At 72.7% G+C, this 21,922-nt stretch carries 22 protein-coding genes; 11 read left to right on the top strand and 11 right to left on the bottom strand.

Going from position 1 to position 21,922, the window contains the following annotated elements:
* The first annotated feature begins 23 nt into the window (after window positions 1-23).
* Window positions 24-194, top strand: a complete 171-nt coding sequence (locus HGK68_RS08130; RefSeq protein WP_169165509.1) for a DUF1059 domain-containing protein — start codon at window positions 24-26, stop codon at window positions 192-194.
* Window positions 195-222: 28 nt separating this feature from the next.
* Here the strand turns inward: HGK68_RS08130 and HGK68_RS08125 are convergent, their stop codons facing one another.
* Entirely contained in the window at window positions 223-1,044 is an 822-nt protein-coding gene (locus tag HGK68_RS08125) for a TrmH family RNA methyltransferase (protein ID WP_169165508.1), read from the bottom strand.
* Between the two features lie 89 nt (window positions 1,045-1,133).
* On the opposite strand from HGK68_RS08125, the gene HGK68_RS08120 reads away from it, so the two are divergent.
* A complete protein-coding gene (locus HGK68_RS08120) occupies window positions 1,134-1,856 on the top strand; it encodes a HEAT repeat domain-containing protein (RefSeq protein WP_169165507.1) in 723 nt (240 codons plus the stop codon).
* Between the two features lie 3 nt (window positions 1,857-1,859).
* Here the strand turns inward: HGK68_RS08120 and HGK68_RS08115 are convergent, their stop codons facing one another.
* The gene (locus tag HGK68_RS08115; protein ID WP_169165506.1) at window positions 1,860-2,432 is read right to left on the bottom strand and encodes a helix-turn-helix transcriptional regulator; all 573 of its coding nucleotides are present in this window, start codon (window positions 2,430-2,432) and stop codon (window positions 1,860-1,862) included.
* Between the two features lie 227 nt (window positions 2,433-2,659).
* Between HGK68_RS08115 and HGK68_RS08110 the strand changes: the two genes are divergently transcribed.
* Both HGK68_RS08110 and HGK68_RS08105 read left to right on the top strand, forming a co-directional pair.
* Window positions 2,660-3,808: a glutathione-independent formaldehyde dehydrogenase gene (locus HGK68_RS08110; RefSeq protein WP_169165505.1), complete on the top strand. Its 1,149-nt coding sequence runs from the start codon at window positions 2,660-2,662 to the stop codon at window positions 3,806-3,808.
* 77 nt (window positions 3,809-3,885) lie between these two features.
* The gene (locus tag HGK68_RS08105; protein WP_169165504.1) at window positions 3,886-6,015 is read left to right on the top strand and encodes a SpoIIE family protein phosphatase; all 2,130 of its coding nucleotides are present in this window, start codon (window positions 3,886-3,888) and stop codon (window positions 6,013-6,015) included.
* A gap of 3 nt (window positions 6,016-6,018) precedes the next feature.
* Here HGK68_RS08105 and HGK68_RS08100 read toward each other — a convergent pair whose 3' ends face one another.
* Genes HGK68_RS08100 through HGK68_RS08090 form a run of 3 tightly spaced genes read right to left on the bottom strand, consistent with a single transcriptional unit; the run spans window position 6,019 to window position 8,741 of the window.
* Window positions 6,019-6,444, bottom strand: coding sequence for an ATP-binding protein (locus tag HGK68_RS08100; RefSeq protein WP_169165503.1), 426 nt, complete (start codon window positions 6,442-6,444; stop codon window positions 6,019-6,021).
* Window positions 6,431-6,766: an STAS domain-containing protein gene (locus HGK68_RS08095; RefSeq protein WP_169165502.1), complete on the bottom strand. Its 336-nt coding sequence runs from the start codon at window positions 6,764-6,766 to the stop codon at window positions 6,431-6,433. Before HGK68_RS08095 ends, HGK68_RS08100 begins: the two co-directional genes overlap by 14 nt.
* 10 nt (window positions 6,767-6,776) lie before the next feature.
* On the bottom strand, window positions 6,777-8,741 hold the full coding sequence (locus tag HGK68_RS08090) for a glycosyltransferase family 2 protein (protein WP_246260199.1): 1,965 nt from the start codon (window positions 8,739-8,741) through the stop codon (window positions 6,777-6,779).
* Between the two features lie 109 nt (window positions 8,742-8,850).
* Between HGK68_RS08090 and HGK68_RS08085 the strand changes: the two genes are divergently transcribed.
* Entirely contained in the window at window positions 8,851-9,765 is a 915-nt protein-coding gene (locus tag HGK68_RS08085) for an oxidoreductase (protein WP_169165501.1), read from the top strand.
* A 45-nt stretch (window positions 9,766-9,810) separates the two neighbouring features.
* Window positions 9,811-10,074, top strand: a complete 264-nt coding sequence (locus HGK68_RS08080; protein ID WP_169165500.1) for a hypothetical protein — start codon at window positions 9,811-9,813, stop codon at window positions 10,072-10,074.
* A gap of 18 nt (window positions 10,075-10,092) precedes the next feature.
* On the opposite strand, the gene HGK68_RS08075 is transcribed toward HGK68_RS08080, so the two are convergent.
* Window positions 10,093-10,632: a TetR/AcrR family transcriptional regulator gene (locus HGK68_RS08075; RefSeq protein ID WP_169165499.1), complete on the bottom strand. Its 540-nt coding sequence runs from the start codon at window positions 10,630-10,632 to the stop codon at window positions 10,093-10,095.
* Between the two features lie 83 nt (window positions 10,633-10,715).
* On the opposite strand from HGK68_RS08075, the gene HGK68_RS08070 reads away from it, so the two are divergent.
* Window positions 10,716-11,675 (top strand): SDR family NAD(P)-dependent oxidoreductase, encoded by a 960-nt coding sequence (locus tag HGK68_RS08070; protein ID WP_246260196.1) that lies wholly within the window; start codon window positions 10,716-10,718, stop codon window positions 11,673-11,675.
* A 22-nt stretch (window positions 11,676-11,697) separates the two neighbouring features.
* Here the strand turns inward: HGK68_RS08070 and HGK68_RS08065 are convergent, their stop codons facing one another.
* Complete coding sequence (locus HGK68_RS08065; protein WP_169165498.1) at window positions 11,698-12,453, bottom strand: ABC transporter permease; 756 nt, start codon at window positions 12,451-12,453, stop codon at window positions 11,698-11,700.
* A 1-nt stretch (window position 12,454) separates the two neighbouring features.
* Complete coding sequence (locus HGK68_RS08060; protein ID WP_169165497.1) at window positions 12,455-13,375, bottom strand: ABC transporter ATP-binding protein; 921 nt, start codon at window positions 13,373-13,375, stop codon at window positions 12,455-12,457.
* Window positions 13,376-13,459: 84 nt separating this feature from the next.
* Here HGK68_RS08060 and HGK68_RS08055 point away from each other — a divergent pair, with 84 nt between their 5' ends.
* Complete coding sequence (locus HGK68_RS08055; RefSeq protein WP_169165496.1) at window positions 13,460-14,092, top strand: TetR/AcrR family transcriptional regulator; 633 nt, start codon at window positions 13,460-13,462, stop codon at window positions 14,090-14,092.
* A 55-nt stretch (window positions 14,093-14,147) separates the two neighbouring features.
* Here HGK68_RS08055 and HGK68_RS08050 read toward each other — a convergent pair whose 3' ends face one another.
* On the bottom strand, window positions 14,148-14,837 hold the full coding sequence (locus HGK68_RS08050) for a helix-turn-helix transcriptional regulator (protein ID WP_169165495.1): 690 nt from the start codon (window positions 14,835-14,837) through the stop codon (window positions 14,148-14,150).
* 70 nt (window positions 14,838-14,907) lie between these two features.
* On the opposite strand from HGK68_RS08050, the gene HGK68_RS08045 reads away from it, so the two are divergent.
* The 3 genes from HGK68_RS08045 to HGK68_RS08035 all read left to right on the top strand — a co-directional run bounded on the left by HGK68_RS08045 (window position 14,908) and on the right by HGK68_RS08035 (window position 18,478).
* Window positions 14,908-15,642, top strand: a complete 735-nt coding sequence (locus HGK68_RS08045; protein WP_169165494.1) for an alpha/beta fold hydrolase — start codon at window positions 14,908-14,910, stop codon at window positions 15,640-15,642.
* A 167-nt stretch (window positions 15,643-15,809) separates the two neighbouring features.
* Window positions 15,810-16,745 (top strand): choloylglycine hydrolase, encoded by a 936-nt coding sequence (gene bsh / locus HGK68_RS08040; RefSeq protein WP_206155720.1) that lies wholly within the window; start codon window positions 15,810-15,812, stop codon window positions 16,743-16,745.
* 131 nt (window positions 16,746-16,876) lie between these two features.
* Window positions 16,877-18,478 carry a methyl-accepting chemotaxis protein gene (locus HGK68_RS08035; protein WP_169165492.1) on the top strand — a complete coding sequence of 534 codons (1,602 nt, stop codon included), beginning with the start codon at window positions 16,877-16,879 and terminating at the stop codon, window positions 18,476-18,478.
* A gap of 90 nt (window positions 18,479-18,568) precedes the next feature.
* Here the strand turns inward: HGK68_RS08035 and HGK68_RS08030 are convergent, their stop codons facing one another.
* Complete coding sequence (locus HGK68_RS08030) at window positions 18,569-19,384, bottom strand: DUF4118 domain-containing protein (protein ID WP_169165491.1); 816 nt, start codon at window positions 19,382-19,384, stop codon at window positions 18,569-18,571.
* 197 nt (window positions 19,385-19,581) lie between these two features.
* Window positions 19,582-21,879: a putative bifunctional diguanylate cyclase/phosphodiesterase gene (locus HGK68_RS08025; protein ID WP_169165490.1), complete on the bottom strand. Its 2,298-nt coding sequence runs from the start codon at window positions 21,877-21,879 to the stop codon at window positions 19,582-19,584.
* Window positions 21,880-21,922: the final 43 nt, after the last annotated feature.

Raw genomic sequence — 21,922 nt, 5'->3', positions numbered from 1 at the left:
TCGACACCGAAAGAGGACACACCATGAAGGCATTCCGCTGCGGGGACGTGGTCCCGGGCTGCGCGCGCACGTTCTCCGGCACCGAGGACGACATCCTGGGGCAGGTGGCGCAGCACGCTCAGCACGACCACGGCCTGACCGACATCCCGGAGGCCCTGGTCACCCAGGTCCGGGAGGCGATGACCCCCGCCTGACCGGGTGCGGTCGGGGGCCGGCGTGGTCTCAGCCCCCGACCCGGCGCTGCCGCGCGGACTCGTACAGCACGACGGTGGCGGCGTTCGCGGCATTGAGCGAACTGGCCGAGCCGGTCATCGGGATGCTGACCATCCGATCGACGGCCGCACGCCAACCGGCGCTCAATCCGGTCGTCTCATTGCCCACCAGGAGCAGGGTCGGGCCGGTCAGGTCGGTGGCGGACACCGCGGCGTCGCCGTGCTCGTCGGTGCCCAGTACCTGGACCGGCACGCCCGCCGACCGCTGTCCGGCCACCCAGTCGAGCACCTCCGCGGGGGAGGGCACCCGCACGGTGGGCACCGCGAACAGCGACCCGGTGGACGCCCGGACCGCCGCCGGGTCGTAGGGGTCGGCCGCGTGGCCGGTGACGATCACCCCGTCGGCCCCGAAGGCATCCGCCGACCGGATGATCGACCCGAGGTTGCCCGGGCTGGTCGGCCGGTCGAAGACCACCGCGAGGAAGTCCGGGCGCACGGTGATCCGATCCAGGTCGTCGGCGGGGAGCGCGACGACGGCGATCAGCTCGGCGGCGTCCTTCTCCGCGAGCTCGGCCATCAGCGCGCCGGACAGCGCGAACCGCTCGGCCTGCACCGCCCCGAGGATCTCCCGCGCCCAGCCGGACAGCGGCCGGTCGCCGTCGAACAGCAGCGCCTCGACCGGCCAGCCGTGCTCCAGTGCCAGCGTGATCGGTCGCACGCCCTGCACCACGAACTGCCGGGACCGCTGCCGCTTGTTCCGATTGCTCAGCAACGACTGCCACTGCTGGAAGCGGGCGTTGCGGGTGGTGATCGGCTGCGCAGCGGTGGACATGGGGGCGAGCCTAGGCCGTCGGGGTGCACCGGCACCGAACCGGCACGAACCGGCCCCGGGCGGGGCAGCGCGGGAGTAGCGTCCCCGGCATGTCGGCAGTCGATCAGCAGCGCTCAGCCCTCCGGTCGCTGATCGAGGCCGACGACCGGTCGGGGGTGCTGGCGGCGCTCAGCGCCGGATCCGGTCTGCCGGGGCCGCGCGCGAACCTCACCCTGATGGCCGCCTTCGCCGACCTCGCCCCCGATGACCTGATCCTCGACCTGGTGGCGCGGGACGACGAGTACCTCCGCTGCTGCGGCACCGTGGGCCTGGGTCGGCTGCTGGTGGACAGGTCGGTCCCCGAACGCCCGATCATCGAGCTGCTGCTGGCCCGTGCGGCCGACGGCTCCTGGCGGGTCCGGGAGGCGGCGGCGATGGCGCTGCAACGGGTCGGCGACGCGGCCCCGGCACGGTTCCGCGAGCTGGTGGCCGCCTGGGCGGCGCACCCCGACCCGCTGGTGCGACGGGCGGCGGTGGCGGCGATCTGTGAACCACGGTTGCTGCGCGATCCGGACTCCGTCACCACCGCGCTGGACGCCTGCACGACCGCCACGGCGGCGCTGGTCGCCCTGACCTCCGCCGCTCGGCGGGATGCCGGACCGCGCACCCTGCGCCAGGCCCTGGGCTACGGCTGGAGCGTGGTGATCGCCGCCGACCCCGCCCGGGGGCTGCCGGTGTGGCGTGCCCTGCGCGCGGAACCGGACCCGGAGGTGGCCTGGATCGTCCGGGAGAACGAGAAGAAGGCTCGCCTGGCCCGGATCCTGTCCCGCTGACGGTCAGTGGCCCTCGGCCGGGACGTACAGGCCGTCGCGGGCGGCCTGCACCGCCGCCAGCGTCCGGGTCGGAGCGCCCAGCTTGGCCAGGATGTGTTCCAGGTGGGTGGCCACGGTGCGCGCCGTGACGACCAGGACGTGCGCGATGTCGGCGTTGGTGCGCCCCTCCACCAGCAGCCCGAGCACCTGCAGCTCGCGGGGCGTCAGGCCGCGCAGCCACGGAGTCCGCGACAGGAGGGCCAGCCCGCAGAACTCGGCACCGGCATCGTCCGCGCCGCTCAGCACGGTGACCCGGGCGTGCCCGTCGGGCGCGTCGTCGCCCCCGCGGGGCCAGAGGAAGGACGCGGTGATCTGGACATCGCGCAGCCGCCTTCGGGCCGCGGCGACCACCGGAGACCCGCGCGTCAGCAACGGGTCGACGCGCAGACCGGGAAGCGGTTGGCAGCCACCGTCGGTGCGCAGGGCGATCCCCGCGGTGACCTCGGGGACCAGCCGGGCGCCGGCCAGCAGGGAACGCAGGGCTGTCGGTCCGGACCCGGTGATCACGTCCAGGTGGTCGAGACGGTGCGCTGGCATCCGGACCCCTTCGCGGGCGTCGGTGTGGGGTGGAGCTGCACCCGGTGGCACCCTGGCTCGACCCTCCGGCGGCTGCTGATCTCCCTTCCTACTCCACCGCGGGCCGGGTCGCCTCCGGGCGGCGCAGCACAGGATCGGTCGGTCTGCCGATATCCCCGCGGGCGCGGACGTGGTTCCAATGGAAGTCCAGCCCTGGTGCCCAGCCGGGACATCGACGAGGAGGGGTCATGAAGGCAGTCGTCTACGAGGGACCGCGCCAGATCAGCGTCTCGGACGTCCCCGATGCGCGGATCGAACGGCCGACGGACGTCCTGGTCCGGGTGACGTCGGCGAACATCTGCGGCTCGGACCTGCACATGTACGAGGGCCGGACCGACTTCGAGCCGGGCCGCTGGTTCGGGCACGAGAACCTGGGACAGGTGGTGGAGGTCGGGACCGGGGTGGACAAGATCCAGGTCGGCGACTGGGTGGTGCTGCCGTTCAACATCGCCTGCGGCCACTGCAAGAACTGCGAGCGCCAGCTGACCAACTACTGTCTGACCGCCCAGCCCGAGCCGCAGCTCGCCGGTGCCGCCTACGGCTTCGCGGACATGGGACCGTACGGCGGCGGGCAGGCGGAGCTGCTCCGGGTGCCGTGGGGCGACTTCAACTGTCTGCGCCTGGGCGAGGACGCCGAGGAGCGCCAGACGGATTACGTGATGCTCGCGGACATCTTCCCGACCGGGTATCACGCCACCGAGATGGCCGGGGTCAAGCCGGGCGACCAGACGGTGATCTACGGTGCCGGGCCGGTGGGGCTGATGGCGGCTCTGTCGGCGACCATCCGGGGCGCGGGCAAGGTGATGGTGGTGGACCGGGCACCGGATCGGCTGCGCCTGGCGGAGGCCATCGGGGCGATCGCGATCGACGACTCGACGGTCGATCCGGTGGAGGCGGTCCTGGAGCAGACCCTGGGCCTCGGCGCCGACAACGGCTGCGAGTGCGTCGGCTACCAGGCGCATGAACCCGACGGGCAGGAGCGGGCGAACCTGACCATGAACCGGCTGGTGGCCTCGGTGCGCTTCACCGGGACGATCGGCGCCGTCGGGGTGTACGTGCCCCAGGACCCGGGTGCGCAGGACGAGCTCGCGAAGCAGGGCAAGCTCGCCTTCGACTTCGGGACGTTCTGGTTCAAGGGCCAGCACCTGGGCAGCGGACAGGCGCCGGTGAAGAAGTACAACCGGCAGCTGCGCGATCTGATCGCCGGCGGGAAGGCCGAGCCCTCGTTCATCGTGAGCCACGAACTCCCGCTGGCCAGCGCCCCCGAGGCCTACGACCACTTCGACAAGCGGGACGAGGGGTGGACCAAGGTGGTGCTGCACCCGTCGGCCGGGTGACGACGGCACTCGGGTGACCGCGTCCTGGCGAGTGCTCTGACGTGCGGCGCGGCCCGCCCGTCCCGGCTAGCCTGCTCGTGACCCCGGCTGCTGACCTGTCGGTCGGGGCCGACGGCGAGGGGGCGACGGTGACGGCGATGCAGCGGGAGATCCGCGACGACCGGGGGGACGCGAGTCCCCGGGTCCGGACGGCGCCGACCGTCGGTGACTGGCGGGCGATCGCGTGCTGGTCGGTGCTCTACATCGCCGCCTGCGCCTTCGGCCGCGCCTCGCGCGCGCCGGGCACCGAGATCAGTCTGGTCTGGCCCGCCGCCGGGGTGTCGGTGCTCTGGCTGCTGCACCGCGCGTACCGGCCCTGGCGCTGGCTGGACCTGGTCGCCCTGGCGCTGAGCACCGCGGCGGTGGTCACCCTGACCGGCGGCAGCGCGCTGCCGACCCTGATCGGGGCGGGGGCGGCCACGCTGCAGGCGGTGGTCGTGGTCGAAGTGCTGCGACGTCTGGTCCCCGACCTGGTCGCCGCTCGCGGCCGCCAGCAGCTCCACCACATCACCGATGTCTGGTACTACCTCCTGGCGACGGTGACCGCGGCCGTGATCAGCTCGCCCCTCATCGAGCTCGCTCTGACCGTCCAGGGAGCGGGGTCGCAGGGGCAGGCTTCGATCCTGTGGATCGCCCGGAACACGGTGAGCGTCCTCGGCCTCGGCACCCTGGGGCTCGCGATCGGCGAGTGGGTGCAGACCCGACGGCGTCAGGGCAGGTCCCTGCTGGAGGGATGGGCCGGCGGGCGCAGCTTCGACCTGATCGTCCTGGTGCTGCTCGCCCCGCTCATCTACCTGGTCTGGTTCCTGGCCCTGGACACCATCGCCCTGCTGTTCCCGCTGATCGCCCTGACGGTGTGGGCCGGCTCGCGGCTGCCGGTCCGGTCCGTGGTGCTGCACACCCTGTTGTGCGGGACGGTGGCCGTCCAGCTCACGGTGGCGGGGTCGGGGCCGTTGGTCACGCTGCCGGACAGCACCACCCAGGTGGTGGTCGCCCAGCTGTACGTCGGGCTGATCACCATCATCGGTCTGGCCCTGTCGGTCGCCGGGGAGGAACGGCGGGAGCTGGTCACCGAGCTGGCCTCCGCCCGCGACCGGGCACAGGAACAGGCGGCGTTGCTCGGCACCGTGGTCGACACCATGTCCGAGGGAGTGCGGGTGGTGGACCGCGACGGCCGGTTGGTGCTGCGGAACCCGACCGCGACGCTGCTGTTGACCGGGCACGCCGACCTCGGTGCGGACGACCAGAGCGATCTTGCCGGGCTGACCGACGTCGACGGCAGGCCGGTGCCGGCCGCCGAACTGCCGTTCCAGCGGGCACTGTCCGGGCAGCGGGTACGCGACATGGATCTGCTGGTCCGGGTGCCGGGGCAGGGCCAGCCGCGGATCGTCACCTTCTCCAGCTCGTTGATCCCGGAGTCCTCCGGCGGTGGCGTGGTGACGGTGCTGCGCGACGTGACCGCCGAACGGACCGAGCTGCGCCGCGCCGCTCAGGTGCAGGCCAGCCTGTTGCCGTCCCGGGGTCCGCAGGTGCCGGGTCTGGACGTGGCGGCCCGGTTCGTGCCGGCCGGGTCGGTGGGCGGCGACTTCTACGACTGGGAGACCCCGCCGGGCGGTGGGCTGGTGCTCACCCTCGCCGACGTGATGGGCAAGGGACCGGCGGCGGCGATCCTCGCGGCCACCACCCGTTCGGTGCTGCAGGCCCAGCCGCGGATGGACGATGTGGCCGGGACCCTGACGGCGACCGAGCACGCGCTGGACGCGGACCTGGCGAACGCAGGGGCCTTCGTGACCCTGTTCCGCGCCTACGTCGATGCGGAGGTGGGCACCGTCTCGTACACCGACGCGGGGCACGGGCTGACCCTGATCGTGCACGCCGACGGGACGGCGCGTCGGCTGGAGGCGCTCGGTCTGCCGCTCGGGGTCGCGCCGGGGGCGCTGCGGACCAGTGCCCGGGCGGATCTGGCGCCGGGGGACCTGCTGATCACCTTCAGCGACGGGGTGCTCGACGCGCTCGGCGGATCGATCGCCGACCTGGATCAGGTGCGCAGCGCCGTCCTCGGCACCCGGACCGCCGAGGACGCCGCCGATGCGGTGATGGCGTTGGTCGGCGACGCGGGGACAGCGGAGGACGACCTGACGGTGGTCACCCTGTTGCGCGCCAGCTGAGCCTCAGTCGCCCCAGGCGCGGGTGATCCGCCACACGTTCTGGCCCTGCTCCCGACCCAGGCTGAGCGAGTCGACGGCGCGCAGGATGAGCCGGATGCCGCGACCGCTCTCCGCGAAGTCGTCCACCGGCTCGGGATCCAGGTCCACCCGCATGGCAGCACCGGTGTCCCGCAGTTCCGCCGACAGCCCGGCATCGGCGCACCGCAGGACCAGCTCGGCGCGGACCGGTTCGCCGTCGGCCCGGGTGGCGTGCCGGACCACGTTCGTGGCCAGCTCGATCACGGCTGCCTCGAACATGATCCGGTCCCGCTCGGGCACGTCCGGCCGCTGCGTCCAGAGCGCGTCACAGCCGTCGTGCACCCGCTCCACCCAGGCAAGGTCGGCGACCGCCGCGACCCGGATCTCCGCCGGACGGTCAGAGGTCGGCATCGGCCGCGGCCTCGACGGTGTCGTACGGCCGCAGCACCCGGTCCATCGTGGTCAGCTCCAGCACGGTCCGGACCTGCGCGCCGGCCCGGGCGATCCGCAGGTCACCCCCGGCGGTGCGGGCGCTGCGCAGGCCGCCGACCAGGGCACCGAGTCCGGAGGAGTCCAGGAATGTGGTGTCCGCCAGGTCCACCACCACCAGGGTGTTCCCGGCCGCCACCTCCCGGTCGACGGCGGCCTTCAGCTCACCGGCCGCGGTCATGGTGAGGCGGCCCTCGACTCGCAGCACGAGCGCCCGACCCAGATTCTCGACGGTCAGCTCCATACGTCCTCCTTCAGCGTGCCGACTCGGAGGGAGCCGGTTCTTCGGCGGTCTGGCCGCCCGGGTAGCCGCGGTAGCGCAATGCCTGCACCACCACGCTGAGCACGATCAGGTCGTAGCAGACCCAGACCAGGTTGACGGCGGTGCCCACCCACCAGGACAGCCCGAGCGAGGCCCGGATCACCCCGACCACCGCGGCGATCACGAGCACCACCATGGCGGTCAGCTGTGGCCAGACCAGGCGCGCCTGCTGGGTCGGCACCCCGTCGCGCACCTTGGGGGTGACGGCGAAGCCGAGCGGGCGGCCGAACCAGACGTTCGCCGCAGCGGTCCAGGTCGCCTTGATCCAGACCGGGAACAGCGCCAGGGCGTACTGCTGACCGCGCCAGGTCTTCACCCCGCGCGCCGCCACGGCGAACAACAGCTGACTGGCCAGGAAGAACGGGATGAACCGCACGAAGAAGTCCACCGACCACGCGGTCACCGGCAGCACGCCGAAGCAGAGGAAGATCACCGGCGCCGCCAGGTACACCACCGCGGCGAAGCCGGACAGGTAGGACCACATGGTCGCCAGGTACATCAACCGCTGGCCCGTCGACAGTCCACGCAGCCGGAGCGGGTTCTGCTTCAGGAACACCTGCATCGTGCCCTGGGCCCAGCGCAGTCGCTGGGTCAGCATCGTGCCAACGTCCTCCGGCGCCAGGCCGTGCGCCAGGCTCTCGTGGTGGTAGACGGTGCGCCAGCCGAGGGCGTGCAGCTGCATCGCGGTGGCCATGTCCTCGGTCACCGACAGAGTCGCGACCGGCATCACCGGCTGGGCCTCGCCGCCCCGGTCGACGTCCACCGCCCGCACCAGTGCCTGCACCGACTCGATCGCGCCGAGCGGTGACCACTCGCGTTCGGCGAGCCGGGCCAGCGCGGTCTCGTCCACCACCAGCGCGCCGATCTGGTCGTCCCGGGCGATCGGCAGCTCGGCGATCGCCGCCAGGTCCGCCTGGATCGACGACACGTCCCGGGCGACGACCCGGGCGGAGATCGCGTCCACCCGGCGCTGGAAGCCGTAGGTCACCTCGGACAGCGGCTGACGGGCGTCCAGGGCCGTCAGCGCGTCGTCGGCCGCCGCGCGCACCTCGCGCAGCACCTCCGCCTGCGCCGGGTCCGGTGCGCCGCGCCGCGCCCGGTCCAGCATCCGGCGTGAGGTGAGCAGCGCGTCCCGGACCGACCGTTCCGTGTCGCGCACGTAGCCGACCAGCCCGAGTTGCATCAGCGCGTCCCGGCGCAGCACCGCGTTCGAGCCGCAGAAGAATGCCGCGTTCCAGCCGTCCTTGCCCTGCTGGATCGGGCCGTAGAACAGCGGGGCCTGGCTGCCCAGCGGGTCGGCCTCGGTGACGTTCGTGAAGAACTGCGGAGTCTGCACCAGGGCGACCTGGTCGTCGGTGAAGTACCCGAGCGTGTGGTCCAGGATCTCCGGCGAGGGGATCTGATCGGCGTCCAGCACCAGCAGGAACTCGCCCTCGGTGGCGAAGAGCGCGTTGTTGAGGTTCCCGGCCTTCGCGTGCCGGGGGCGGTCGGTCCAGTCGTCGGAGCGTTCCAGGTAGCCGACACCGGCGGCGCGGGCGGCGGCCGCCAGCTCCGGGCGGGACCCGTCGTCCAGCACCCAGGTGCGATGCGGGTAACGGATGTCCCGGGCGGCGACGGCTGTGCGCATCACCAGGTCGACCGGCTCGTCGTAGGTGGTCACGAACACGTCCACCGTGAGGCCGTCGGTGGGTGCCGGGGGAGCGGGTCGATTCCTGGCCCGCCACATCGTCGCCCCGAACAACGCCACGTCGATGAACGAGTAGGTCTCGGCCAGCACCAGCGGGACGGCGATCCACCAGGCCGACCAGTTCACCGAGTCCCACCACCGCCACAGGATGTAGTTCAGACCCAGCACCAGCGTCACGGTGACCACGCACCGCAGCACGAACTGCCTCACTCCGCCCCCTCCGGCTCGCAACGGGGAACGGGATCGACCCTGCCCCCGAGCAGAGACAGTAATGACAACCCGTGGTCCGCGCCCCACGACCGGGGCTACCGTCGGGACCATGACCTCCGGCTCCGCCACGCACCCGGACCCTCGCCCGGACAGGATCGCGATCATCGGCCCCGGGGCGATCGGCACCACCATCGCGGCCGTGTTGCACGAGCGCGGGCACACCCCGTTCGTCGCCGGCCGGACCGCCGCGCCGGCACTGCGCCTGGAATCCGAGCAGGGCGCCGTCGACGCGCCCGGCCCGGTGCACACCGACCCCGGCACCGTCGAGCACCCGGTGGACCTGGTCTTCCTGGCGGTCAAGGCGACCCAGACGACCGCGGCGGCCCCCTGGCTGTCAGCGCTGTGCGGCGAGCGGACCGTGGTCTGCGTCCTGCAGAACGGGGTGGAGCAGATCGCCGCCGTCCAGCCTCTGGTCCCCGGGACCGTCGTGCCCGCGGTGGTCTGGTTCCCTGCCGTGCGGGAATCGGCCACCACCGTCCGGCTGCGCGCGGCACCGCGACTCACCCTGCCGGACGTCCCCGACGCCCGGAGCGTCCAGGCCGCCCTGTCCGGGACCCGCTGCGCCGTCGAGCTGACCGACGACTTCACCACCGTGGCCTGGCGCAAGCTGCTGCAGAACGCCGCCGCCGGGTTGATGGCGCTGACCGGTCGCCGCTCCGGGATGTTCCAGCGCGACGACGTGGCCGCCCTGACCCGGGACTACCTGGCCGAGTGCCTGGCGGTGGCCCGGGCCGAGGGCGCGGCACTGGACCGGGACGACTGCGAGCGCATCCTGGCCGGCTTCCGCTCCGCACCCGCCGATCTGGGCACATCGATCCTCGCCGACCGGGAAGCGGGCCGACCGTTGGAGTGGGACGTCCGCAACGGCGTGATCCGACGCCGCGGGCAGGCGCACGGGATCGCGACGCCGATCAGCGACGCGGTGGCGACGCTGCTGGCCGCGACCAGTGACGGACCCGGCTGAACCGGTGACGTGGCGTGACGTGACGACGGTGGGCGAGGGGGAGTCGTGGGGGAGCACAGGACGCACGCGGGATCGCGGGCGGTGGTCGAGGTGATCGCCACGCTGGCCTTCGTCCTGGCCGTGGCGGACGGCTTCCGCTGGGGCAACCGGTGGTACATCGCCGGTCGGTGGGCGCAGACGGACGAGGACCTCGGGCACGCGATGCTGGCCCACGCGCAGGAGGCGATGGTCCGAGGGGTCGTCCTGCTGCTGGTCGCGGTGGTCGCCGCCGTGGTGGCCTGGCGGATGCGGGTCGCCGCCCGCCGGTGACGGCTGCCGTCAGTCGACTCAGGCCGGGCGAAGCCCCGCGAGCAGCACGGCGGCGATGGTCCCGCGATCGTCGGAGGTCCCGAGCCGGACCGCGTGCTCGGCCCCGCACGCCAGGTGCATCAGCTGCGGCAGGGTGAGTTCGGGGCGCACCGCCCCGGCCCGCTGCGCGCGGTCGAGCAGCACGGCGGCGGTCTCGATCAGTTCGGTCTTCGCGCGTCCGACCTCGGTGGACGATCCCTCCTCCGCGAGCAGCACCGGCTGCAACCCGTCGTCGGTGAGCAGCAAATCCAGCACCGTGGACAGGAACCCGTGGAAGGCGCGGCCCGGGTCCTCAGTGCTCAGGGCGGTGCGCGCGGCGGTGAGTGCCTGCCGGACCGTGTCGGCGGCCAGTGCCTCGACCAGCGCGTCGACGGTGGGGAAGTGCCGGTACACCGTGCCGACGCCCACCCCGGCGGCCCGGGCGACGTCGTTGAGGCGCAGGCTCGCGCGGTCGTGGTCGGCGGCCGCGGCCAGGATGCGTTCGCGGCTGCGGGCGGCGTCGGAGCGCAGCTGTGGCATGCGGGTCACGGTAGCAGAAGCGGATAGCCCATCCGGTATGGTCGCCAGACCGGATAGACCATCCACTTCGAGACGAGGACGCCATGACCGAGACCATGCCCAGCACCGACACCATCGCCTGGGACCCGGCCCACCTGCCACGGCAGGACGGGCGCACCGTCGTCGTCACCGGGGCCACGGCCGGGATCGGGTACTTCGCGGCCGAGCAACTCGCCGCGGCGGGCGCCGAGGTGGTCCTGGCGTCGCGGTCTGCGGCCAAGCTCGCCCGCGCCCGTGACGCCATCCTGACCCGGACCCCGCAGGCCCGGGTCCGCAGCGTCGTGCTGGAACTCGGGTCACTGGCCGCCATCGACGATGCGGTGGCCGCCCTCACTGAGCTGGACCGACTCGACGGGGTGTTCCTCAACGGGGGCGCGATGTCGATGCAGGCCCGCGCCCGCACCGCCGACGGACTGCCCCTGATCCTGGGCACCCACGTGGTCGGGCACCTGCGACTGCTCGCCGGACTGCTGCCCGCGCTCACCGCGACCGCCGAGGCCCACGGCGGCACGGGCCGGGTGGTGCACGCCTCCACCAACTTCGTCCGGCGGTTCCGCCCCGGGTTCGCCGAGCCGGCGAAGGTCCCGCGCCTGGGCGTCGTCGCCTACGCGAAGGCCAAGGCGGTGACCGAGGTGCTGGCCTACGAGCTGGACCGCCGCCTGCGTGCCGCCGGTCGGCCGGTCGTCTCCGTGCTCAGCCACCCCGGCGTCGGGGTCGACGCCCGCACCCCGGAGCGGCCCGGGATCCGGGACGCGTCGACGCCGTATCAGCGCAACCCGTACACCCCGTGGGCGCAGGGCAAGGACGCGGCCGCCTGGCCAGGGGTGCGGGCACTGACCGATCCCACCGCGCGCGGCGGGGAGTACTTCGGTCCGGCCGGCGGCACCCGGGGGCTGCCGGTGCGACTGCCGACGCCCGAGCGCACCGCGGCACCCGGCGCCGACGTGGCGGGTCGGGTGTGGGCGCAGGTGGAGGCGATGGCGGGGGTCGAGCTGCGGGTGTGAGGGGAGGTGACCGCCCGGCGCCTCAGGCGTCGCGGGTCTTGAGCGTGAGCTGGGCGGCCAGGGTCGTCCAGAGCGTGAAGACGGCCATCACCGCGAGTCCGGCAGCTCCGGGCAGCGGTCCGTCGGCGGTGATCGTGTAGGAGCTCTGACCGGCGGTGGTGGGCCAGTAGGTGCCCGCGAACTCGCCCACCACGCCGGGCAGGCCGGGTGCGAGGGCGGGGACGAGCAGCCCCACGCTCACCGCGACGGCCAGCGCACCGGAGGAGGAACGGGTGAGGGCGCCCAGGGCGACGCCGAACACCGCCGTGAGCACCAGGTAGCCGACCGCGCACAGGATCGCCCGGATCGCGTCCGGGTCGGTGAGGTCGGCGGTCGGCAACCCGGCGGCGGCGAGGGCCGCCTGGCTCGCGCCGACACTGGCGGCCACGGTGAGCACCGCGGTCGCCAGGGCGATCAGCACGGTGATCGCGGTCTTGCTGGCCAGCAACACGCCCCGGCGGGGGACGATGGCCAGGCTGGTGATGATCTGTCCGGTCGCGTACTCGCTGGTGAAGGTCTGGGCGCCGAGGGTGGCGATCAGGATCTGTCCGACCAGGATGCCCTTGAAGCTGATGCCGGTGGGGTCGTAGTCCTGCGGCAGCCGCGCCTGCCAGTCGGCCAGCAGGCCGCTGATCCCCAGCAGGCTGACCATGACGGTGACCAGCACGGTGCCGATCGCCAGGATCCAGGTGGTGCGGATACTGCGGGCCTTGATCCATTCCGAGGCGAGAAGGTCCATCTCAGGCAGCTCCCTGCTGGGTCGAGGTCATGGTGAGGAACACGTCTTCCAGGGACTCCCGGACGGCGCGCAGTTCGGACAGCGCGATGGCGGCGGTGGCGGCGACGTGACCGACCTGGCCGGTGGTGGTGCCTCGGACGTCGATCCCGTCCGCGCTGGACGGGTCGGGTGCCGCGCGGAGCCCGGCGCGGTCGAGGGCGGAGATCAGGGCGTCCCGGTCCTGCGTGCGCACCCGGACCCGCTCGGTGGTGTGGTCCGTGATGAAGCTGGTCAGCGGCTGGTCGGCCAGCAGCCGTCCGCGGTGGACGACGATCAGATGGTCGGCGGTGAGTTCCATCTCGCCCATCAGATGGCTGGAGAACAGCACGGTGCGGCCCTGTGCGGCCAGATCGCGCATCAGCGACCGGGCCCACCGGATCCCCTCCGGGTCCAGGCCGTTCAGCGGCTCGTCGAAGATCACGATGCCGGGGTCGCCGATCAGTGCGGTGGCGATGCCCAGCCGCTGCTTCATCCCCAGGGAGAAGTCTCCGGCGCGACGGTTCGCGGCCGCGCCGAGCCCGACCAGCTCCAGCACCTCGGCGACCCGGGCGCGCGGCACGGCTCCGGCGCGAGCCACCGCGGCGAGATGGTCCACCGCCGTGCGGCGGGGGTGCACGGCCCGGGCGTCCAGCATCGCGCCGACGGTGCGGAGCGGATGCGCGACCTCTCGCACACGCAGACCGCCGACGGTCGCCGCGCCGCTGGTCGGCTTGTCCAATCCGAGGAACATCCGCAGCGTCGTCGACTTGCCCGCCCCGTTCGGCCCCAGGAAGCCGGTGACGATGCCCGGTCTGACCTGGAAGGACAGCTGGTCGACGGCGGTCACGCGCCCGTAGCGCTTCACCAACGCATGGGCCTGGAGGGACGAAGGGGTGACTGACATGATCACGACACTACACCGTGTGGTGTAGTGCTGCACGCATCGGTGTAGCGTCGGGGGTCGGAACCCGGAGAAGGGATGGTGGCGGTGAGCGAGAAGCCGGTGCGCGAGGGGCAGGCGCACAAGCGCGCGGCGATCCTGACCGCGGCCCAGGAACTGTTCGTCCAGGCAGGGGTCGAACGCACGAGCATGGACGCGGTGGCCGCGCGGGCGGGCGTGTCCAAGCGGACGGTCTACGACTACCACGGGGACAAGCGGCGGCTCCTGCTGGACGTGATCGAGGCGGCGGGGGAGTCGGCGCTGACCACCTTGCGCACCCTCGCCGACGACCACCTCACGAGCACCGAGATCCGGGACGTGGACGCGCTCGCCCAGGCCCTCACCGGCTTCGCCGTCGACCTGGGGCGCTCCCTGCTGATGTCCTCGGACTACGTGGCCGCGGTCAAGCTGATCGCGGAGAACGAGCCACTGCTGCCCGAGCTCGACGACCACCCGCTCGACCGGTCGCACGCCCGGGTGCTGACCGAACGGGTCGCCCACTTCGCCCGCCTCGGCCTGCTCGACACCGAGGACCCGGAGCTCGCCGCCGAGCACTTCCAGGCGCTGACCACGCTGCGCGTGCTGAACGAACCGGCCCGCCGACGCGCCGAGCCGGCGACCGTGGAGCGGATCATGACCGACGGCGCACAGGTCTTCGTCCGCGCCTACCGGGCGGCCTGACCCGTCGAACCCCCGGCACCGGAAGGAGCGCCCCGACCGGATGGGACGCGCGGTGTCAGAACCGCACCGACCTGGCGGTCACCGGGGGCGGGCCGACCTCCTCGATGCCGTGGCAGCCGCACGGGTCCGCGGTCACGCTGGCCCGCTCGACCCGGTCCACCAGGAACCAGCGGATGCCCTCGCGCAGTCGGCACCAGCCGATCAGGTACCAGCGACCACCGGACGATCCGAACATGATCGGCTCCACGTCCCGGGTGGACGCCGCCCCGTCCCCGGCCACGTACCGGATCCGCACCACGCGCTGCTCGGCCATCGCCTGTTCCAGCGCCGAGCGCACCGCGCGGGTCGGGGTCGGCGGGCTGTTCACCCACACCCGGTCGGCGAGTGCCCGCGCCCGCGTCCGGGTGACCGGGTCGAGCACGTCCAGGATCTTGCGCACCCCGGCCGCGGCGGCATCGGCGTAGGGCGCATCGGGGGCAGCCGACACGGCGGCGAGCAGGGCGACCGCCTGGGCAGGGGTGAGCGCGACCGGTGGCAAGGTCGCCCGCGTCGCGAGGCCGTAGCCACCGCCGGGGCCGGGCCGGGACCAGATCGGCGCACCGCTCGCCTCCAGGGCCGCCAGGTCGCGCTTCACCGTCCTGACCGACACCCCGAACTCGGTGGCCAGCCGCTCGGCCGTGCACCCGCGCGCACCACTGCGGCGCAGCATCTCGGTCAGTGCGTGCCACCGTTCGGCCCGCTTCACGGATGCCGTCCAGAAACCATGTCAGAAATGGTGACACACCGTTGTCCTGACGCCGGTCCACCCTCATCCCATGACGAACCGAACCAACGACCCGACCCTCCTCCTGATCCCCGGCCACTGGTTGGGCGCCTGGGCCTGGGAGCAGGTGGTGGACCACCTGACCGCCGCCGGCCGCCATGCCGTCCCGGTCACCCTGCCCGGCCTCGACCCGCAGGACCCGCAGCGGGCCACCCGCACCCTGGACGACCAGGTCGCCGCCATCGAAGCCCTGATGGACGAGGTGGGTGCGGCACCCGAGCGACCCGTGGTGATCGTCGGGCACAGCGGGGCGAACGCCCCGGTGAGCCAGCTGCTCGACCGGCACGCGAACCGGGTCGCCCGGGTGATCTGGGTGGACAGCGGACCGGTGGCGCCCGGGACCGTCTTCGCCCCCGACCTCGACGGTGAGCTGCCGCTGCCGCCGTTAGACCTGTTGCGCGCGCAGGCCAGCCTCGACGGCCTCGACGACCAGATGCTCGCCGAGTTCCGCCGCCGCGCCGTCCCGCAGCCCGGGCCGGTGCTCCGCCAGCCGGTGCGGCTCAGCGGCGACGCCCACCTGCGCGTGCCGACCACCCTGGTGTGCTGTTCGCTGTCCGGAGCGCAGATGACGGAGCTCGCCCAGTCCGGGCACCCGATGTTCGCCGAGGTCGCCAAGCTGGAGCACGCCCAGACCGTCGACCTGCCGACCGGGCACTGGCCGATGTGGAGTCGGCCCGCGGACCTCGCCGAGCTTCTGGCCACGGCCTCGGCCACCGACGAGGACTGATCGCTGGGAGGGTCGGCGCCGAGCGGGATGCCGACCCTCCCAGCGCGCGGCATGCTGGACACATCGAGCCACGGACCTCGGTCCGGCTCGTCGCACAGGACATGCGGGGCAGTCGACCGTCGCCGTCGCCTCGCCGACGCTGGGGGGCAGACACCATGTGCACAGGAGTGCGATTCACCGACGGCGAGGGACACCTCTACCAGGCACGGAACCTCGACTGGACCACCGGCTACGGCGAGCGGGTGGTCATCACACCCACCGGGTACCGGCCGCACTCACCCTTCGGGGCCACCACCACGATCCGCCACCCGGTGATCGGGATGGGCATCGTGGAAGCGGACACCCCGCTGTACTTCGACTGCGGGAACGAGGCCGGACTCGCGGTCGCGGGGCTCAACTTCCCCGGTTACGCGCAGTACGCGACCGGCCCGGCCGGGGGCGCCGTGAACGTCGCCGCCGTCGAGTTCCCGCTGTGGGTGGCGGCGCAGTTCTCGCGTGTCGAGGAGGTCGAGGCGGCGCTCGCGGAGGTGGTGATCGTCGACCGCCCGATCAACGAGCGGTACCCCAGCTCCCTGCTGCACTGGATCATCGGGGACGCGACCCGGGCCATCGTCGTGGAGCACACCGCCGACGGCATGCGGGTCTTCGACGACGACGTCGACGTGCTGACCAATCAGCCCGGCTTCGACTGGCACCACGAGAACCTGCGCAACTACCTGAACACCGCCCCCGGCTTCCCCGACGACACCGTGCTGGGCCGGGCGCACCTGAGCGCCTTCGGATCGGGCGCGCTGATGCGCGGCATCCCCGGCGACTACTCGTCGCCCTCGCGGTTCGTGCGCGCCGCCTACGTCCACGCGCACTACCCGCAGCAGGACAGCGAGCCGGAGAACGTCAGCCGCGCGTTCCACACGCTGCAGCAGGTCGCGATGGTCGAGGGCAGCGCGGCGATGGCCTCCGGCGAGTTCGAGACGACCATCTACACCGGGCTGTTCTCGTCCCGGACGGGCACCTACTACTGGAACACCTACGACGATCCCGCGATCCGCCAGGTGGCGTTGGCCGACCACCCGGCCGACGGGACGGAGCTGATCGTCGTCTAGGGAGGCGGGCTCCCAGCACCGGACAGCAGCACATCTCACCCGCGCGATGTGCTGCTTTAACCCGCGACTTTCCTCGCGCGCCGCCCCGGCCGGTCGATGCGACACCGGCAGGGGATCTCGAGGGAGCTTTCATGAGGTGGTTTTCGGATCGGTCGATCGCAGTCAAGATCGGCGCGTGTCTCGGGTTGCTGGCGGCCGTGGCGGTCGGGCTGAGCGCGATGGCGGCGGACCGCCTGGGCCAGCTGTCCGACCAGCAGCGACGGATGTACGTGCAGTCGACCACCCCGTTGACCGAGCTGATCACGCTCACCCGGGACTTCGGCGGGGTGCGCGCCCGGGTGGCCGTCCTGCCGTCGCTGCCGTCCGACGAGCAGGAGTCGGCCGACGGCGACCTGGAGACGTTCGTCGCCACGGTCCGCGACGACATGTCGACCTATGAGCAGGAGGCGAGCGACCCCGTGGCGTTCGCCCAGATCGAGCAGCAGCTCGGCAACTACCTCGACAACGTCGACCAGGTCCGCTCACTGGTGGGCACCGGCGACGACGCCGCCGCGATCTCGCTGGTCGTGGGGGACATGCGGGACCTCGCCACCGCCGCGAACGACGGACTGGAGGACGAGGCGAGCGAGCTCGCCGCGATCGGCCAGCGCACCGACGCCGCCGGGACGCGGCTGGAGCAGCGCAGTGTGCTGATCCTGTGGGTGTCGCTCGCCGCGGCCCTGGCGTTGTCCTTCGCCGGCTGCTTCGTCGTCCTGCGTGCCCTGCGACGCAGCGTCCGGGAGGTCGAGCTGTCGCTCTCGGCGCTCGAGGGCGGCGACCTCACCCGCGACCCGGTGGCGCACTCCGACGACGAGCTCGGGCGCATGGCGCGGTCCCTGACCAGTGCCCAGGCGGCGCTGCGCAGCACCATCGCCCAGACCGACGAGGCCGCCCAGAGCGTCGCCTCCGCCGCCGAGGAACTCACCGCCTCGGCCTCCGAGGTCGCCGCCGGTGCCGAGCAGACCTCCGCGCAGGCAGGGGTCGTCGCGGCGGCGTCGGAGCAGGTGTCCCGCAATGTGCAGACCGTCGCCGCCGGGGCCGAGCAGATGGGCGCCAGCATCCGGGAGATCGCCCAGAACGCGTCCCAGGCGGCCAAGGTCGCCAGCCAGGCCACCGAGGTCGCGTCGACCACCAACGACCAGGTCGCCCGGCTGGGCACCTCATCGGCGGAGATCGGCAACGTCGTCAAGGTCATCACCAGCATCGCCGAGCAGACCAACCTGCTGGCGTTGAACGCGACCATCGAGGCCGCCCGGGCCGGGGAAGCGGGCAAGGGCTTCGCGGTCGTCGCCGGTGAGGTCAAGGAGTTGGCGCAGGAGACCGCCAAGGCCACCGAGGACATCGCCCGCCGGGTCGAGGCGATCCAGCACGACACCGGCGCCGCGGTGACCGCCATCGCGGAGATCTCACAGATCATCGCCTCGATCAACGACTACCAGCTGACCATCGCCAGCGCGGTGGAGGAGCAGACCGCGACCACCACGGAGATGTCCCGGTCGGTGGCCGAGGCCGCCTCCGGGTCCGGGGAGATCGCGCACAACATCACCGGCGTCGCGTCGGCCGCCGACGCGTCGACCCAGAGCGTGCAGCAGATCGGTGCGGCGGTCAGCGACCTCGCCCGGATGTCCGCCGACCTGCGCGCCGCGACCGCGACGTTCGTGTACCGGGGGAGCGAGCGGCCGCGCTCGGCGTGAAGCGACCGACGGCGGATCACGCCGGGCGCTCGGGGACCGTCGTTCCCGGGACGTCCGGCGCGATCGTCGCGTCGCTCGCTCGCCGGGGACTCAGCGCCCGGGCACCCGGACCTGGCGCGACGCCGGGACACCCAGCGCCAGCCGGGCGCCGACCTGGTCCGCCAACGTCACCGCGATCCTGCGCTGCTCGGTGGTCGGTCGGACGTGCTGGGTCGACGAGGTCAGCACGAACCTGCCCTGCTCGGTGCCGGCGCGCTCGACCGGCAGCACGATCAGATCGTCGGTCGGCAGCCCGTGCCGGTCCACGTCGACCCGGTTGCCGCACTGGGTGACCGCACCGTCCCGATGCATGAGGGTCGTCGACCGGGCGCGCCGATCGGCGCCCTCGAACCGGCAGTCGTCGACGCCGAGCAGGTCGGTGATCCGCTCCGCCACCCGTGCGACCAGCATGTCGGGTGAGGTGTCCGGGAGCGCGACGAGATCCGCGGTGCTCAGCACGCCGTCGAGGTAGCCGGCGCGACGACTCGCTCGGTCCTGCTGACGACGACCCCACAGGGCCACCTCGGTCACCACCAGGCCGACGACGAGCAGCAGCACGGCGATCTCGACCTCGTCGCGGTCGAACACCGTGAAACTCCACCGCGGCTCGGTGAGGAAGAAGTCGAACCACGCGCTGGCCGACACCGCCGCCAGGACGCCCGCGGTACGGAGTCCGGAGGCCGCAGCGCCGACCACGACCAGCGTCAGCACCAGCGCGCCCACCGCCGCAGTCACGTGGTCACCGGCCAGATGCAGGGCCCCCGCGGCGACCAGTGGCACGATGAGGGCGAACGCGACGATCGCGCGCTGCCGTCCTTGGTGCCGCGCATCCCGACCGGTGTGCTGCCCCGACTCGTTCTCCACCATGGCGTGCCTCCATCGGCTCCGACGGACGGTGCCGTGGCCGGTCGAGGCGACCGGGTCGAACGGAGCGTCCTGCCTCGATCAGACACCCGCGACAGCGCGACGGAGCCAGTCCTGACGTCTTCCGTGCGGCAGGACGGCGCATGCTCACGATTCCCTGACGGTGGCGCCGCCCGGTCTCGACGTGACGCTCCAGCGCCTCAGCTTCCGTTCGGTCCGTCGAGCGCGGAGACCATCGACGCCGCCGGCCCGCCGACGAGGTGACGGGAGAACGCCTGCGGCGTCGTGGGCCGCCCGAGCGCCCAGCCCTGGGCCGAGTCGCACCCCAGCTCCGCCAGCAGCGCGAAGGTCGCGTGGTCCTCCACCCCCTCGGCGACGACGTGCATGCCCAGCGCGTGCCCGAGCGCGACGGTCGAGCGCAGGATCGCCGCGCACACCGAGTCGGTGGTCGCTGGGGCGACGAACGTACGGTCCACCTTCAACACGGTGAACGGCAGCCGTCGCAGGTAGTTCAACGAGCCGTAGCCGACCCCGTAGTCGTCCACTGCCAGCTGCACACCCAGCGTGGCCAGTGCCCGCAGCGTCCGCTCCCCGCGCGGCACGTCGCGCATCGCCATCGTCTCGGTGACCTCCAACGTGAGGGCGGAGGCGGGCAGGGCGTGCCGGTCGAGCGCGGCGCGAACGTCGTCCACCAGCCGCGGGTCGTGCAGGTCGTGGGCCGAGACGTTGACGGCGACGGTGAACTCGGGCGAGCTCTCCCGCCAGGTCGCACACCACCGCAGAGCGGTGTCGATCACCGCGAGCGTGACCGGGCGGATCAGACCGGTCCGTTCCGCGGCGGGCACGAACGCGGCGGGTCCGAGCAGCCCGTGCACGGGGTGCCGCCACCGGACCAGCGCCTCCGCGCCCATCACGTCGTGCGTGGCGACGGAGGTGACCGGCTGGAACTCGACGACGAGCTCGCCGCGCTCCACCCCGCCGACCAGGTCGTGCAACAGAGCGGCACCGGCCGGGCCGCCCTCGCCGGTCGCGGCGGGCAGATCGGTGGCGATGCGCTGGGTGCGCCCGCGGGCCGCTCCGAGAGCGACCTCGGCGCGCTCCGCCAGACGACCCAGCGTCGCGTCCTGCTCGGGGGAGACGGCCACGCCGATGGCGGCACCGGTGACGACGCTCATCCCGCTGACGGAGAACGCAGTGCCCAGACGAGCGAGGATCCGCGCCGCCAGGGCATCCGCCTCGGTGTCCTTGGTGTCACCGCTCACCCACACCGAGATCCCGAACAGGTCCCGGTTCATCCGCGCCGCGAGGGCGTGCGGGGGAGCGACATCGGCCAGGTCGCGTGCGACGGCGCGGAGCATCTCGTCCGCCCACCGGTGCCCGAGCGTCTCGACGACATCGCGGTACCCGTCCAGACCGATCAGCAGCAGCGCCGGTCGTGCGTCCTCGGCGACGCCCTCCGCCCGGCTCCCGATGTGCTGGTCCAGGCCGGCGGCATTGGAGAGACCGGTCAGAGGATCGGTGACGGCGTCCCGGGCGAGTCGGCTGTTCGTGGCCCGCAGGTCGCCGAGCACGCCCCAGAACCGGGTCATCATCGCGACGACCATCAGCACCCCGATCGTGCAGACCTCCACGACGGGGATCGGCCCGCCGGACAGGTCGGACACCACCAAGGTCAGCGGGACCACGCTCGCCGAACCGGCCATCAGCACGAAGTGCGTCCCGCCGAGCTCGGTGCCGGGGGCGAGCGGCCCGCCGTCGTGCACCGCCTGTCGTCGGGCTGCCTCGGCGAGGAGGACGTACCCGACCAGCCACAACGGGTCCAGGAGGGACAGCTGGTCGGCGCGCACCTGCCAGGTCTGACCGACCTGGAAGAGCAGGTCCGCGATCAGGATCGTCGAGACCGCGATCACCACCAGGCGGTAGGCACCGGTGCGTTCGCGCATCGCGTTGCCCGAACGCGCCAACGTGACGATCAGCAGCGCGTCGCCGACCGGGTAGAACGCGCCGACCAGGCCGGCAGCCGGATCCGCACCCCATCCGTTCAGCGCGGGGTCGAGGACGAGCAGCCACAGGATCAGCAGCAGCCCACCCATCATCAGGAAGGCATCGAGCCACCACACCGGTCGACGTCCCGAGGGCGCCGGGAATGCGCGTACCAGTCCCATGGCGAGCAGGGGATAGCTCACCAGGTAGGCGAGGTCGGCGATCGACGGGTAGGGCGCGACGTCCAGTCCCCACTCCAGCACCGTCCAGATCACGTCGCCGAGCACCCAGGCGACCAGACCCACGGACAACAGGGCCCAGGCCCGGCGCGGCGGACCGCTCATCCGCCGTCGCGCCCGGACGACAGCGACGGCGGCACCGATCGCCACGGCGAGGAACAGCAGGTCACGCGCCGGGCCGCTCGGCAGGAACGCCTGCACCGCGATGCCGACGACCGCCGCCATCGTCGCGGCGATGGCCGTCCGATCCCGTCGCCACATCACGTCCGGCCCCATCGGCACGTCCAGCGCGGATGTGAACCGTCGCTGTCGAGTTGAA

The sequence above is a fragment of the Cellulomonas taurus genome (assembly GCF_012931845.1).
In the GTDB taxonomy this organism is placed as follows: domain Bacteria; phylum Actinomycetota; class Actinomycetes; order Actinomycetales; family Cellulomonadaceae; genus Cellulomonas; species Cellulomonas taurus.
Note: the sequence above shows the minus strand (reverse complement) of the source record. Positions and strands in the feature narration are given on the sequence as shown.

Bases quoted from the DNA above. Each gene is read 5' to 3' on its own strand.
- HGK68_RS08130 (WP_169165509.1), top strand. From the start codon at position 24: ATGAAGGCATTCCGCTGCGGGGACGTGGTCCCGGGCTGCGCGCGCACG.
- HGK68_RS08125 (WP_169165508.1), bottom strand. From the start codon at position 1,044: ATGTCCACCGCTGCGCAGCCGATCACCACCCGCAACGCCCGCTTCCAG.
- HGK68_RS08120 (WP_169165507.1), top strand. From the start codon at position 1,134: ATGTCGGCAGTCGATCAGCAGCGCTCAGCCCTCCGGTCGCTGATCGAG.
- HGK68_RS08115 (WP_169165506.1), bottom strand. From the start codon at position 2,432: ATGCCAGCGCACCGTCTCGACCACCTGGACGTGATCACCGGGTCCGGA.
- HGK68_RS08110 (WP_169165505.1), top strand. From the start codon at position 2,660: ATGAAGGCAGTCGTCTACGAGGGACCGCGCCAGATCAGCGTCTCGGAC.
- HGK68_RS08100 (WP_169165503.1), bottom strand. From the start codon at position 6,444: ATGCCGACCTCTGACCGTCCGGCGGAGATCCGGGTCGCGGCGGTCGCC.
- HGK68_RS08095 (WP_169165502.1), bottom strand. From the start codon at position 6,766: ATGGAGCTGACCGTCGAGAATCTGGGTCGGGCGCTCGTGCTGCGAGTC.
- HGK68_RS08085 (WP_169165501.1), top strand. From the start codon at position 8,851: ATGACCTCCGGCTCCGCCACGCACCCGGACCCTCGCCCGGACAGGATC.
- HGK68_RS08075 (WP_169165499.1), bottom strand. From the start codon at position 10,632: ATGCCACAGCTGCGCTCCGACGCCGCCCGCAGCCGCGAACGCATCCTG.
- HGK68_RS08070 (WP_246260196.1), top strand. From the start codon at position 10,716: ATGACCGAGACCATGCCCAGCACCGACACCATCGCCTGGGACCCGGCC.
- HGK68_RS08065 (WP_169165498.1), bottom strand. From the start codon at position 12,453: ATGGACCTTCTCGCCTCGGAATGGATCAAGGCCCGCAGTATCCGCACC.
- HGK68_RS08060 (WP_169165497.1), bottom strand. From the start codon at position 13,375: ATGTCAGTCACCCCTTCGTCCCTCCAGGCCCATGCGTTGGTGAAGCGC.
- HGK68_RS08045 (WP_169165494.1), top strand. From the start codon at position 14,908: ATGACGAACCGAACCAACGACCCGACCCTCCTCCTGATCCCCGGCCAC.
- HGK68_RS08035 (WP_169165492.1), top strand. From the start codon at position 16,877: ATGAGGTGGTTTTCGGATCGGTCGATCGCAGTCAAGATCGGCGCGTGT.
- HGK68_RS08030 (WP_169165491.1), bottom strand. From the start codon at position 19,384: ATGGTGGAGAACGAGTCGGGGCAGCACACCGGTCGGGATGCGCGGCAC.
- HGK68_RS08025 (WP_169165490.1), bottom strand. From the start codon at position 21,879: ATGGGGCCGGACGTGATGTGGCGACGGGATCGGACGGCCATCGCCGCG.